Annotated in this window: 8 protein-coding genes and 1 pseudogene; 7 read left to right on the top strand and 2 right to left on the bottom strand. The window is 69.1% G+C overall.

The genetic code is table 11. The features are described 5' to 3' along the window. Both FJV41_RS41825 and FJV41_RS41820 read right to left on the bottom strand, forming a co-directional pair. A pseudogene (locus FJV41_RS41825) lies at window positions 1–744 on the bottom strand (hypothetical protein); the annotation flags it as partial. Further along, window positions 741–2,636, bottom strand: coding sequence for an OmpA family protein (locus FJV41_RS41820; protein ID WP_141648218.1), 1,896 nt, complete (start codon window positions 2,634–2,636; stop codon window positions 741–743). The gene FJV41_RS41820 and the pseudogene FJV41_RS41825, both read right to left, overlap by 4 nt. A gap of 257 nt (window positions 2,637–2,893) precedes the next feature. On the opposite strand from FJV41_RS41820, the gene FJV41_RS41815 reads away from it, so the two are divergent. The 7 genes from FJV41_RS41815 to FJV41_RS41785 form a co-directional block, all read left to right on the top strand. Continuing rightward, the gene (locus FJV41_RS41815) at window positions 2,894–5,158 is read left to right on the top strand and encodes a type VI secretion system Vgr family protein (RefSeq protein WP_141648217.1); all 2,265 of its coding nucleotides are present in this window, start codon (window positions 2,894–2,896) and stop codon (window positions 5,156–5,158) included. Between the two features lie 203 nt (window positions 5,159–5,361). After that, window positions 5,362–5,922 (top strand): type VI secretion system lipoprotein TssJ, encoded by a 561-nt coding sequence (tssJ, locus tag FJV41_RS41810; RefSeq protein WP_141648216.1) that lies wholly within the window; start codon window positions 5,362–5,364, stop codon window positions 5,920–5,922. Continuing rightward, a complete protein-coding gene (tssK, locus tag FJV41_RS41805; protein ID WP_141648215.1) occupies window positions 5,919–7,286 on the top strand; it encodes a type VI secretion system baseplate subunit TssK in 1,368 nt (455 codons plus the stop codon). Before tssJ ends, tssK begins: the two co-directional genes overlap by 4 nt. A gap of 15 nt (window positions 7,287–7,301) precedes the next feature. Continuing rightward, complete coding sequence (locus FJV41_RS41800; protein ID WP_141648214.1) at window positions 7,302–8,033, top strand: DotU family type IV/VI secretion system protein; 732 nt, start codon at window positions 7,302–7,304, stop codon at window positions 8,031–8,033. Continuing rightward, window positions 8,030–11,743: a type VI secretion system membrane subunit TssM gene (gene tssM, locus FJV41_RS41795; RefSeq protein WP_141648213.1), complete on the top strand. Its 3,714-nt coding sequence runs from the start codon at window positions 8,030–8,032 to the stop codon at window positions 11,741–11,743. The genes FJV41_RS41800 and tssM overlap by 4 nt, the downstream gene beginning before the upstream one ends. After that, window positions 11,743–12,678 carry a type VI secretion system-associated protein TagF gene (tagF, locus tag FJV41_RS41790; protein ID WP_141648212.1) on the top strand — a complete coding sequence of 312 codons (936 nt, stop codon included), beginning with the start codon at window positions 11,743–11,745 and terminating at the stop codon, window positions 12,676–12,678. The genes tssM and tagF overlap by 1 nt, the downstream gene beginning before the upstream one ends. A 21-nt stretch (window positions 12,679–12,699) precedes the next feature. After that, a partial coding sequence (locus FJV41_RS41785) for a type VI secretion system ImpA family N-terminal domain-containing protein (RefSeq protein ID WP_246137753.1) occupies window positions 12,700–13,505 on the top strand: 806 nt, incomplete at its 3' end.

Below are 13,505 nucleotides of genomic sequence, written 5' to 3'. Positions count from 1 at the left end.
GCCTCCGCCTCCGCGACAGGAGCCCCCGCCTCCACCATTCGTGGAGTTGTCGCGCGAGTCCCCCGGTGCGGGAACCACGTCCTCGCCCCGGCGTCCCGTATTGCCCAGGTCCGAGCCCGCGCAACCGCCGTTCGCATCACCGGCGAAGGTGGCGCCCTGAAGGCCGAGCCCTGTTGCTTGAATCGTTCCGTTGTTGATGAGCGGGCCATTGGCCAGGAACGCCAGCACGCCGCCCGAGCTCCCGTTCCACTTGTCCGCAGTGACGGTGACGGTCGAGTTGACGGTGACCGCTCCGTAGCGAGGCACAGTGACCACCTGCGCGCCCGCGCTCTTGTAGCTGTGCACCAGGGGCGCGGTGAGCGTCAGCGAAGTCGACGTGGGGCCCCCGGTCTTGATCTGCGCGAACTCCCAATGTCCCACGGTGGGCGTCGCACCGGCCGACAAGTCCACCGGAGTGCTCGTGCCTGGCGCGGGCGCGGGGCTCAACCCGGTGGTCTGGATGACCATCACCAGGTTGGTGGTGGCGAGCTCCGGGAGCGCCCCGAGCAGCACCAGCGTGTCCGTCCCCGCGTTGGCATTGGCGTTGAGCTTCGTATGACTGTTGATCTTGTGCGAAGAGCCCGCCGGGGAGAAGACCCTCGCCGTGCCTCCTCCCCCCAGCCCGAACCGGTCCCGTTCCGCGCTCGCGGTGCCGCACAGCAACAGCACGCCCCACAACAGCGCTCGCATCAGCAGCGTCCTCATTGGCGCACGTCTCCTGGCTTCGCGGCCCCATCGGCGGGGAGCGCTCCTCGCGACTCCTGTGGGTCGATGAACTTGAACTCGATGCGACGGTTCTCTTCGCGGTCCTGATACGTGTTTTCGGGGAACACCTTCGGCTTGGTCTTCCCGAAGCCCACGGCCATCAACCGGTCCGCCGGAGCCCCCTTACTGATGAGGTACTGGCGCACCGCATCCGCGCGGGCCTGCGACAGGCGCCGGCTGGCATCCAGGGGCGAGCGAAGGTCCGTGTGCCCACCCACCACCACCATGGGCAGCTCCGGGTGCTCCTTCACGATGCGCGCCACCCAGTTGAGCTGCTCGAGCGAGCGGCTCTGGATGACCACGCCCGAGGCCTCGAAGTAGATCCGCTCGAACAGCTCCAGGTGGCCCGGCTTGATCTCCACCAGCGGCGGCACGTTCGCGGGGCAGCCCAGGTTGTTCGCCGCGCCCACGTCCTTCACGCAGCTGTCCAACCTGTTGGGCACGCCATCCTTGTCCGAGTCCATCTCCGGGCAGCCCTTGCGCTCCGGCGGCCCCGGCTCGTTGGGACACTCGTCGTTGTCGTTCACGATGCCGTCCTTGTCGAAGTCGACCACCGGGCAGCCCTCGTTGTCCGCCGGCCCCGCATGCTCCGGGCATCGGTCCTTGCTGTCCTCGACCTCGTCCTTGTCCTTGTCATCCATGGGGCAGCCATTGCGCGCGGGAGGGCCGTTCAGGTCCGGGCACTCGTCGAGCGTGTCCTCGATGCCGTCTCCATCCGAGTCCTTCGCCGAGCAGCCTCCGCGCGCCGCGTCTCCGGCCACCAGCGGACAGCGGTCCACGCTGTTGATGATTCCATCCCCGTCCTCGTCGGAGCCGGGGCACTCCTGGATGGGGTCCGTCAGCGTCTTCACCAACCCCGGTTCGCAGCGCACCGATGACTCACCGGGCCCGCGCGTCGGCACCACCTTGCCGAACGCACCGCCCACCATCAGCCGGAACAGCGGCGTCCCCGGGGCCGAGCCCACGCCCATGCCGGCCAGGGCGAAGAGCTCCAGCGACGGACTCGCCAGGTAGCGCGCCCCCGGCAGGAGCTCCACCGCGCCGGGCTGGTCCGTCAGGGGCAGCATCGCGCGCACGTTCAGCTCCCAGCGCAGCCGCTTGCCCGTCGTGGAGAGCGCCGCGCCCACGCGCACCTCGTGCCCCACCTCGTCCTCCAGGTCGCCCACGCGCTCGGTCAGCAGCATCTTCTCCCGCTGGACGTAGCCGACCTCCAAGCCCGCGCGGATGCGCCCGAAGTGCCGCCCCAGCATCAGCCGGGGCGACAGCCGCACCGAGCCGTCATCCCGCGAAAACCCCTCCGCGCTGCCCAGGGGAACACCCACCCCCAGCTCCGCCGCGAGGTCCAGCACGCCCGACGACTCCTGCGTCAGGAGTCCCACCCGACCGCTCAGTGACGGCGTGGAGAGCGTCTGCGCACGCGGCTCCGGGATGCCCGCACCCGCCAACCCGGTGCTGTTGCCACCCTGAAACGCGACCAGCGGCACCTGCAACCCCACCTGCAACCAGCTCAAGGGCGCATAGGCCGCGGCCAGGTGCGCCGTCGCGCGGCTGCCCACGACGGCGAGCTTCTTCCCGGTGTTCATGTACACCAGCGGCTCGTGGGCGTACTGCATCGCGACCGTGGCTCGGAAGTCACCCGCTGGAAGCAGCTCACCCAGGCCCACGAGCAGCGCGCCTTCCGCGCCAGGATTCAGCTCCAGCCGCTCCAGGTCGAACCCCCTCAGGGGCGACGCATTGGGGACGGGGGGCACGTCGTCCTGGGCCCCGGCGCTCGCGGACGCCAGCGCGAACGCAAACGCGAGCACGCCTCGCAGCAGCCTGCTTCGTCTCATGATTCTCCCGGATGAATGGCGTGTGGGTAACCCGGAGCCGTCCCACGTTTCAAGCCGGCCCCCCGCGTTCACTCTACACCAGATGCCCCCCTCCTCTGGCCAGCCCGCACCCATCGGGTCGCCCGGCGCGCGAGGGCCGAGACAACGCTGTCACTGAAATCTCAGACCAGGGATTCCCGCCCGGTCAATTCGTGGCATGCTGGCGCATCACTCACCTCCCCGCGGCTCGCGCGGGGTCTGGCGCCGGGGGCACTCTGATGATCGCGAACGCCGCGTTGCTCGCGAACCAGGCCGAGTTCGAATTCGAGGCAGGTTCGTTCACGGCCGCGGAGCTGGCGGTGCTCGGCTTCGAGGCCGAGGAGACGCTCTCCCAGCCCTACACCGTCGAAGTCGCCCTCGCCGTCCGGCCCGACCTCGAGGTGGAGGAGAAGCTGCTGCTGGGCAAGGACGCGCGGCTGACGGTGATGCTCGGAGACGGCACCGCCCGCTTCTTCCAGGGCGTCGTCGCGCGGATGACCCGCTGGGACGAAGGCAGCGGCCCCGAGCGCCGTCGCTACCGCGTCACCGTCGTGCCGCGCCTGTGGACGCTGCGCCACCGCCGCAAGAGCCGCATCTTCCAGGAGCTAACCGTTCCGCAGATCGTCCACAAGGTCCTGGACGAGGCCAAGGTCGAACACCGCCTGGCCCTCACTGGAACCTACCCGGTGCGCGACTACTGCGTGCAGTACCGCGAGTCGGACCTGGACTTCGTCTCGCGGCTCCTCGAGGAGGAAGGCATCTTCTACTTCTTCGAGCACGCCGAGAGCTCACACATGATGGTCCTGGGAGACGGCTCGTCGGCCAATCCCTCCATGCAGGGTGAGTCCAAGCTCGTCTTCCGCGAGCGCTCGCACATGATCGCCTCGCAGGAGTACGTGCACGAGCTGGTGGCGCGCACCGAGGTCCAGCCCGGCGTCGTCGCGCTGCGCGACTACAACTTCCTGCGGCCGGCCCAGATGCTGGGCGCGGAGGCGGAGGCGGACGACGGCGAGACGGCGCTGGAGATCTACGACTATCCCGGCCGCTACGAGGAGCCGGGCCCCGGCCGCAACCTGGCCCAGGTGCGCCTGGAGGAATTGCGCGCGCGCACCCAGACGGTGACGGGCGCCAGCTACAGCCGCCGAATCTGTCCCGGCCACGTCTTCGAGTTGGCCGAGCACCCCGACACCGCCGTCAACCGCAAGTACCTGCCCATCTCCGTGCGACACACCGGCCACCAGTCGGAGGCGGTGAGCATCGACCAGTCCACGCTGCGCTCGCGCGAGGGCTACCGCAACGAGTTCCTCTGCCAGCCCGCGGACGTGCCCTTCCGGCCGTCTCGCGTGACGCCCCGCCCCGTCATCCCCGGCGCGCAGACCGCGCGCGTCGTGGGCCCCGCGGGCGAGGAGATCCACACCGACGAGCATGGCCGCATCAAGGTCCAGTTCCACTGGGACCGCGAGGGCAAGGCCAACGACAAGAGCTCCTGCTGGATTCGCGTCAGCCAGGCCTGGGCGGGTCCGGGCTGGGGCGCGCTGTACCTGCCGCGCATCGGCCACGAAGTGGTGGTGGAGTTCCTGGAAGGAGACCCGGACCGCCCGCTCGTCACCGGCAGCGTCTACAACGGGCAGAATCCGCCGCCCATCGACCTGCCCGGCAGCAAGACTCAGAGCACCCTGCGCTCCAGCTCCAGCCCTGGCGGTGACGGCTCCAACGAGCTGCGCTTCGAGGACGCGGCGGGCTCGGAGCTCGTGTATCTGCACGCGCAGAAGGACTTCAACGTCGTCGTGGAGAACGACAAGACGCAGGAGGTCCGCGGCAACGAGACGTTGCTGGTGAAGAAGGACCGCGCCCGCGTCATCGAGGGCAACCAGTCCCTCGAGGTGAAGAAGGACGACGACAGCACCATCAGCGGCAACCAGTCCCTGGCCGTCACCGGAAACCGCTCCACCACGGTGGCGGGCAATCACACCGAGTCCGTCAAGGGTGACCAGTCCATTGGCGTCAGCAGCAGCCAGAGTCTGTCGGTCAGCCTGGCGTCGGCGGAGACGGTGGGCCTGGGGAAGATGCTCACCGTGGGCGGAGCGCTCGCCATCAGCGTGGGCGCCGCCTTCAACGAGCTGGTGGGCGGCGTCAAATCCGAGCAGGTGGGCGGCGCCAAGGTGGAAGTCGTTGGCGCGAAGAAGTCCGAGTCCGTCAAGGGCGCCCGCTCCACGCAGGTGGGCGGGGACCTGTCGGAAGAGATTGGCAAGTCCCGGACGCTGAAGGTGGACAAGGACCTCATGGTCAGCGTCGGTGGCAAATCCAATCACGTCACCAAGGACGCCTACGTCCTGTCCGCCAAGGAAATCGCCCTGGTCGCCGAGGAGCAGTTCACCCTCAAGGTCGGCTCCGCCACGTTGCAGGTGAAGAAGAACGGGGACGTCGTCATCAAGGGCGCGAAGATTGAAGTCACCGGCAGCGGCGACGTCATCATCAAGGGCTCCAAGATCTCCGAAAACTAGGCCGGTCCAGGCAGACCCCGGGGGGGGGGTGGCTTGAAACAGGTCCACTGTGTCTGGCACTTTACGCTTCGCACGGAACCGACGACGGGGCCGGGCCCTCAAAAAGGAATGTGAATTTGGCGCTAGGACACACTGGCGCCGGTGCGGCGGGGGTGGCCGGCCGGTGCCTTCGGTGGGGTGTGGTCGCCGCGCAGGCGCTGGGCATGAGCGTGGGAGCGGGCTGCGCGAAGCGCGTGCCCTTCTCCTGTGAGACACCGCCACCGTTCCAGGTGGTGGTGGACGCGGCCGAGCAGCTCAACCCGGACTCCAAGGGCCGCTCGTTGCCCACCGTGGTGCAGATCGTCCAGCTCAAGGACAGCGTGAAGCTGGAGCGCGCGGGCTTCCGAGACTTGTGGGGCAAGCCCGAGGTGCTGCTGAAGGATGACCTGCTGCAGGTGGCCGAGGTGGTGGTGGCGCCCGGTACGCAGGAGAAGCGCTGGATACAGCGGGACCCGAAGGCGCGCTTCGTGCTCGCCATGGGCCTGTTCCGACAGCCACTGGGTTACTCCTGGCGCGCGGTGGCGACCTTGCCCGTGGTGCAGGAGTCGCGCTGCGTGGAGCGTCCCGCCGGAGACCAGGGGCCACCGCAGGAGGACGATGAAGTCTTCCGCTACCGGCTCCAGGGCTATCAGATCGACTTGATGTTCCGGCCCCTCAGCGTGGCGCCGGAGCGACACAACAACCCCGAATCCGGCGACCAAGAGTCGCCCCGGAGAGGCGCATGAAGTCCGCGCAGCGCGTCGTGTGGTCCGAGGGCATGTTCATGAGCCCCCACCACCTCCAGCAACAAGACCTCTATCACGAGCAGCTCTTGGAGAACCGGCTGGGGGCCCTGGAACCCTATCCGTGGGGCGTGGTGGCCATGGAGCTGGACCAGGAGGCGCTGCGCGCCGGCCAGGTGCAGTTGTCGAACTTCGTCGGCGTGCTGCCAGACGGGTTGACGGTGTCCTTCGAGTCAGGAGACGCCGAGGCCCCCTCCGCGCGCCCCGCCGAGGGCTACTTCCCTCCCGCGCAGCGCACCCTGGACGTGTACCTGGGCGTGCCGCGCGAGCGCAGCGGCGTGGAGAGCTACGGCAGCGGGGAGCGCATCGGCGGAAGCCCGCGTTACACGCCCGTCACGCGGCCCATCAGCGACCTGACGGCGTCCACGTCCATCTCCCAGGTGGGCTTCGGCCAGCGCAACGTGCGGCTCTTGTTCGGCACCGAGCCGCGCGACGACTTCGAGGCCATCAAGCTGTTCGAGCTGACGCGGGACAAGTCCGGCAGCCTGGCCGTGGTGGACGCCTACGTCCCGCCCTGCCTTCGCATCGACGCGGCGCCCTACGTCATGGGCGAGCTGCGCACGCTCTTGCGGCTGATGGTCTCCAAGCAGCGCCAGCTCGCCTCGCGCCGCCGGCACCGGGATGCGTCCGCGCTGGAGTTCACCGCGGGCGACGTGACGCTCTTCCTGGAGCTCAACGCCCTCAACGGCACCATCCCCTTCCTCCAGCACGCGCTGGACGCGGGCAACCTGCGGCCCCGGGATTTGTACCTCACGCTGGTGCAGTGCGCCGGCCAGCTGTGCACCTTCTCCTCCAGCGCGGACCCCACGACGCTGCCGTCCTTCCAGTTCACGAACCTGAGGGCGACGTTCGAGGAGCTGTTCCGCCGCCTGTCGGAGCTGATGCGCTCGGTGGCGCTGGAGCAGTGCCTGACGGTGGACCTCTCCGCGGGCTCGGACGGCATGTTCCGGGGGAAGCTGGAGGACGAGCGGCTGGAGCGCTGCGGCGCCTTCCTGCTGGCGGTGAGGAGCGATTTGCCCGAGCGCGTCGTCGCCGAGCAGTTCCCCAAGCTCACCAAGGTGGCCTGCTGGGATGACATCCCGGGCCTCGTCCGCGCCGCCGCGCCCGGGGTGCCGCTGGCCGTCACGTACCGCCCGCCGCCGGAAGTCCCGGTGCAGCCGGGCACCGTGTACTTCAGCCTCTCGATGAATGACGGCTACTGGAAGAACGTGATGAGGGACCACAACCTCGCGCTCTATCTGCCACAGCCGTTCGACGCGGCCCGAACGACCGTGGAGCTGCTCGCGGTCCCCACCGCCAATCGCTGACGCGCAGGGATTCCCATGGACCGAGTGACGGAAGCCACGAAGGACTGTTTCGACGCCGCCATCCACCTGCGCGGCTCGGAGGCGGCGGCCATTCCTCCGCCCGAGACGCTCTATCACCGCCTGCGCGGAGTGGTGGACGAGCTCTTGCGGCGCGCCGCCGTGCTCGGCTTCAGCCACCAGGACGCCCAGGACATGGCCTACGCCATGGTGGCGCTCATCGACGAGGTCGTCCTCAGCCGGCCGGAGGAGTACCGGCAGTTCTGGATGACCAACCCGCTGCAGCTGCACTACTTCAACGAGAACATCGCGGGCGACGGCTTCTTCGCCAGGCTGGACCTGGTGCGCAAGGACCCTCACCGCGCCGAGGTCCTCCAGGTCTACTACCTGTGCATGCTCTTCGGCTTCCAGGGGCGCTACCGCATCCGCGGCGGCGAGCTGGAGCTGATGACGCTCATCGACACGGTGAAGAAGGACCTGGAGCGCGCCCGTCCGTTCGACTTCGACGTGCTGTCACCCCACGGTGACCGTCCCACCGACTCGCTGCTCTCCAAGCGCCGCAAGACCCCCATGCTGGCCCTGTCCGCGGGCTCGCTGGCGGTGGCGGTGCTCTTCTACGGCGTGCTGCAGTTCTTCCTGAAGGACAAGGTGGACGAGCTCAAGGGCCGCATCGAGCTGCACGCCGCCAAGAACGTCGCCGGCACGCTGGCTCCGCCGCAAGCGGGCGCCAACCCGGGAGGCACGCAATGATGGCCTACCTGCTACCGCTGCTGGGCATCGGCGCGCCCATGTTCGCGCTGATGACCTACCTGGAGCTCAGCCCGCCCCAGGCCGCCATCGTCGCCGCGCTCGCGGGCCTCTTGGCCATGGGCGTGGTGTGGGTCGTCAAACGCATCCGCGCGCGCCGCGCCGCCAAGAAGCTGGAGGGCGCGCTCGCGGCCCAAGGTGAGGAGCAGGCCGCCACGGTGCGGCCGGACCTGCAGCCCGAAATCAAGGCGATGCAGGACGAGTTCACCAAGGCGGTGGGCGCGCTCAAGGCGTCCAAGCTGGCGCGCGGCGGCAAGGACGCGCTGGCGGTGCTGCCCTGGTATCTCATCGTCGGCCCTCCGGGCGCGGGCAAGAGCACCGCGCTGCGCAACTCCGGCCTGAAGTTCCCCTACCTGTCCGCGCGCGGTGGCGTGCGCGGCGTGGGTGGCACTCGCAACTGCGACTGGTGGCTCACCAACGAGGCCGTCATCCTCGACACGGCGGGCCGCTACACCAGCGCCGAGGAGGACCGTCCGGAGTGGATGGCCTTCCTGGACACGGTGGTGAAGCACCGCCCCAGCCGCCCCATCAACGGACTCATCGTCGCCATCAGCGTCAGCGAGCTGATGACGGCGGACCCGCAGGCCGTGGGCGAGATGGGGCAGACCATCCGCGAGCGCCTGGACGAAATCACCGGCCGGCTGAAGATGCTGGTGCCCGTCTACGTGATGGTCACCAAGTGCGATTTGCTGCCGGGCTTCGTGGAGATGTTCTCCGACTTGTCCCGCGTGGAGCGCGGACAGGTCTGGGGCTTCACCGTGCCGCTGGAGCACCAGAAGGACGCCAGCACGGACCTGTTCCGCGAGCGCTTCGACGAGATGCTCTCCGTGCTGGAGCAGCGTTCGCTGCGCCGGCTGGGCCAGGAGCGCCGGCTGGAGACGCGCGAGAACATCTACGGTTTTCCGCAGCGCTTCGACGCGCTCCGGAAGAACCTGGCCGAGTTCCTCCAGCCGCTCTTCCTGGAGAACGTGTTCCAGGACACGCCCGTCTTCCGCGGCCTGTACTTCAACAGCGGCACGCAGGACGTGCGCGCGGTGGACAAGGTGTCCCCGTCCGCGGGCGAGATGTTCGGCACGACCAACGGGCGGCCGCAGACGGATGGCGCATCCGCCGAGGGCCGCAGCTACTTCCTCTGGGACGTCTTCACGAAGGTGATGTTCCAGGACCAGCAGGTGGCGGTGCGCAGCTCGCTGGAGGAAGCGAGGGTGCGCCGGCAGAGCATGGTGCTGGCGGGCGCGGCGATGGCGGCCACGGCGCTGCTGTTGTCCATGCCCACCCTCTCCTATTTCCAGAACCGCTTCCTGGCGGAGGCGGTGACCAAGGCCATCACCGACGTGAACCTGGACCCGCGCGACGACGTGCGCCGGGTCGAGGACCTGCTACCGCTCAGCAAGCGCCTGGAGGAGCTGACACGGCACGAGGAAGAAGGCGCTCCGGTGTGGATGCGCTTCGGCCTCTATCAGGGCCACAAGCTGCTGCCGCAGGCGCGCGAGTTCTACAACACCGCCTTGCGGCGGGTGCTGCTGGGCAAGCAGTTCGAGCTCATCCAGCAGCGCCTGGAGGGCTTCGCCCGCAGCCCGGACATGCTCACGCTCCGGGACCCCAAGGAGCACGCGCGGCGCTCGTCCGAGTTCAAGCAGTACGTCGACGACCTGAAGATGTACCTGTTGGTGACGACGCCCCGGGACCCCAAGGAGCCGGAGCTGGACGAGACGCAGCGCCGGTGGCTCGTGCAACAAATCGTCGAGCACTGGGGGCGCGTGCGCGGCAGCGCGCTGGATGAGGGGACGGTCGCCACCCACGCCACCACCTTCATCAAGATGCTGGGCGCCGAGCAGGCCCTCCCCGACGAGCAGAAGCCCGCGCGCGAAGAGCGCATCGCCTTCCCTCGGGAGCACGCCCTCATCGTGGGCGCCCGACGCGCGCTCATCCGGGTGCCCCTGGAGAAGTTGGAGCTGGCGCGCATCGTGGAGACCACGCGCGCGCAGTACGGAGACGTCACGCTGGAGCAATTGATGGGCTCGGTGCCGCAGTTCAGCGCCAACATGGTGGTGCGCGGCGCCTTCACCCGCAACGCCTACGAGAACGAGGTGAAGCAGCAGCTCGAACAGTCGTTCTCTGACCAGGATGCGTGGGTGCTGGACCGGGACGTCGGCAGCGACGTGGAGGGGTTGCGGCGCGTACTGCACTCAAACTACCTCTCCGCCTACATCCAGGAGTGGAAGGACTTCCTGAACGCCATCAAGGTGGTCGAGCCCAAGGACGACGTCCAGTTGGATGACCTGCTCACCAACCTGACGCGCGGCACCCCCAAGCCGTACAGCCGGCTGTTCAACTCCATCGTCAACAACGTCCAGCTTGAGCGACGCCCCCCCAAGGTCGAAGCCACGAGCACGAACAAGCTGACGGCGTCCGTGCAGAAAATCTTCGGCTCCGGTGACGACGCCGTCACCGAGAAGAACCGGGAGAAGCTCAACCCGCTCGCGCCCTCCGGCGAAGAGGAGATTCTTCCCCGGGACGTGGCGCGCGAGTTTGCCTCCATCATCCGGTTCGCCACGGAGCGCTACAAGACGGACGACGGCGAGGAGACGCTGACGGCGCTCGTCGAGTACGAGGAGCAGCTCGTCACCGTCCACTCGGCGATGCTGGCGGCGAAGGACAAGCCAGGAGAAGGCGCGGAGCTGGCCAAGAAGAGCAACGCCGCGCGCAGCTACGTGGAGATGCTCATCCGCAAGCAGACGGACAACATCGCCATCTTCCATCAACTGCTGATGCCGCCCTTCAAGGACACCCTCCAGGTCCTCACCCAGGGCCAGGCCCAGCAGAAGAGCAAGCTGTGGTGCGAACAGGTGGCCGTGCCGTTCAACCGGGCCTTCAAGGACATGTATCCGTTCACGGCCAGCTCGCAGAAGGATGCACCGCTGCCCGAAGTCGCGGAGTTCCTGCGGCCCGACAACGGACAGCTGCGCAAGTTCATCAAGGAGCAGCTCAGCGAGCAGCTCGTCCCCACGGGCCGCAAGTGGGACTTCACCTCGTCCGCCAGCGGGAACTACCGGCCGGAGCTGCTCACCTTCCTGGAGAAGACGCAGGCCCTGGCGGCGACCCTGTTCCCGGGCGGCGAGTCAGTGGGCATGGTGGACCCGCTGGTGCGCTTCCAGGTGCGCATCCGTCCCGGCGTCTCCATGGATGGCGCCGCGTCGCAGATTTCGTCCATCGTCTTCACGCTCGACGGCACGGACGAGGTGTACCGCAACGGTCCCGATACCCTGTGGAAGCCGATGATCTGGCCCGGCCAGGCCGGCAAGCTCGGCGCGCGCATCCTCGTGCAGAGCGTGGATGGCGCCACGGAGTCCACGCTGGAGGCCGAGGGTGACTGGGGCCTGTTCCGCCTGCTCGAGCGCGTGAAGAAGATCGAACCCAGCCCGGACGGGCGCTACTTCACCGCGACGTGGGAAATCGAGGAGATGAATGGCGCGCAGGTCTCCATCGACTTCCGGCCGGAGCGCACGACCAACCCCTTCTTCGGGCTGGCGGGCAACACGTCCAAGCTGATGGGCATCTTCCGGGACTCCGGCATGAAGGTCCCGATGGGCATCGCGCTCAACGGCAAGGGCTGCGAGCCGGAGGCCGTGGCCGCGGGCGGAGCCCCCTGATGGCGGTGCAGCAACCTCCTCGCATCGGCCTGCTGGGAAAGACGCCACGCCAGGCGGAGTTCATCCGGTTCAACGCCTCCACGCCGCTGGCCCTCCACCTCTACGGGTGGATGGAGGCGGGCGTGGAGCGTGCGCGCAAGGCGCGGATGGACCTGCCCTCGGAGCCCGCGCACTTCGTCTTCACCGCCCCAGGCCAGAAGCAGGCGCTGGTGGGGCTGATGGCGCCCAGCGTGGACAGCGTGGGCCGTGCCTTTCCGCTGGCCGTGTTCACCGAGGTGCCCTCGACCAGCACCGCGCTCCGCTTCGCGCTGACACCGGAGGCCTACCAGCCCTTCCTTCGCGCGGCCGGGGCCCTGGCCCACGCGGCGGCGGAGCTGGACGTGCCGCGACTCACCGAGCGCGCCACGGCGCTGCCCGTGCCGGGCCCGGGTGACTTCAGCGTGGCGGAGCGCCTGCGCGACAGCGTCCTTTCGGAGCACCACCTCGCCGACCTGCTGGGACCCGTGACAGAGGGCTCGCCCGCCGGAGGGCAGTACTACGCGCTGCACACCTTCCTCACCGCGTGCATCGGTGAGCGCGGACGCGAGCAGTCCGCCGCGGGCGTGGTGCTGGACTGCCCTTTGACGGCGCGCGTGGGCCCGGTGGCCTGGTTGGAGCTGTCCTCGCGCCTGTTGCGCTGGCCCCACCAGCCGCCGTCCTTCTTCTGGTCCGAGGGAGACAAGCCCCGGCTGCTCTTGAGCCTGGGCTCCGCGTCGCCCTCCGTCTTCCTCGCGCTCGCCCAGCCCGGCCGCCCTGGCGCCCAGGTGTGGCCGCTGCGCACCGAACGTCCCGCCGCCATCGACAACGCGCGCAAGGGCCTGACGGCCTCCGCGCGCCAGGTCATCGACTCCCCCACCACCACCCTCGACCAGCTCCTGCGCGCCTTGTCGCGCTGAGGGCACACGAAGCCTCACACCATGCCTCCCACCCTCGAAGAGTTCCGTGAGCGCGCCCGTCCCTGGGTCGAGCCCGTGCCCGGCACCGCGCCCGCCGGAACGCAGGCGAAGCACGACCCCGCCTACGAGGCCATCACCGCCGAGGTGGCGAAGCTGGAGTCCCCCGCCAGCAACGCCGTGCGCTGGGACGAAGTCGTTCGCGGCGCCGACGAGCTGCTCAAGGGCACGACCAAGGACCTCTGGCTCGCCGCGTATCTGGCCTACGGCCTCTACGTCACCCGGGGCATGGACGGCGCCGCCACCGGCGCCGCCCTGCTCGCGGAGGTGACGGAGCGCTTCTGGCCCGACCTCTTTCCAGAGGTGAAGCGGCTGCGCGCGCGCGCCAACGCCGTCGGCTGGTTCGTGGAACGCCTGGGCAGGCTGCTGCCCACCATCGACCAGGCCAGCGTGAGCGCCGAGTCCCTCGATGCGCTGGCCTTCGCCATCAAGCGACTGTCCACCCTGTCGCGTGAGCGCTTCGCCGACCAGACCCCCGCCTTCGGTCCGATTCAGGACGCCATCGCCCGGCTGCGCGCCGGCCTGCCCGAGCCCCTGCCCGTGGCGCCCCAGCAGCAGGACGCCGCTCCGGCCGAGCCCGTGGACACCGCGCCGACAGCAGCTCCCGTGACGGGCCCGGAGTCGTCCTCGAGCCCCGCGCACGCCGACGCCGCGTCGGCCGTGAACACTCACACGGCCCCGAGGACCGAGCCGCCCGCTTCCCCGAAGGCCGCGCAGCCGTCGGCACCGTCGCGCCCCGCGCCCCCTCAGGTCGGCGCCCAGCCTTCCGC

The sequence above is a fragment of the Myxococcus llanfairpwllgwyngyllgogerychwyrndrobwllllantysiliogogogochensis genome (assembly GCF_006636215.1).
Lineage (GTDB): Bacteria > Myxococcota > Myxococcia > Myxococcales > Myxococcaceae > Myxococcus > Myxococcus llanfairpwllgwyngyllgogerychwyrndrobwllllantysiliogogogochensis.
Note: the sequence above shows the minus strand (reverse complement) of the source record. Positions and strands in the feature narration are given on the sequence as shown.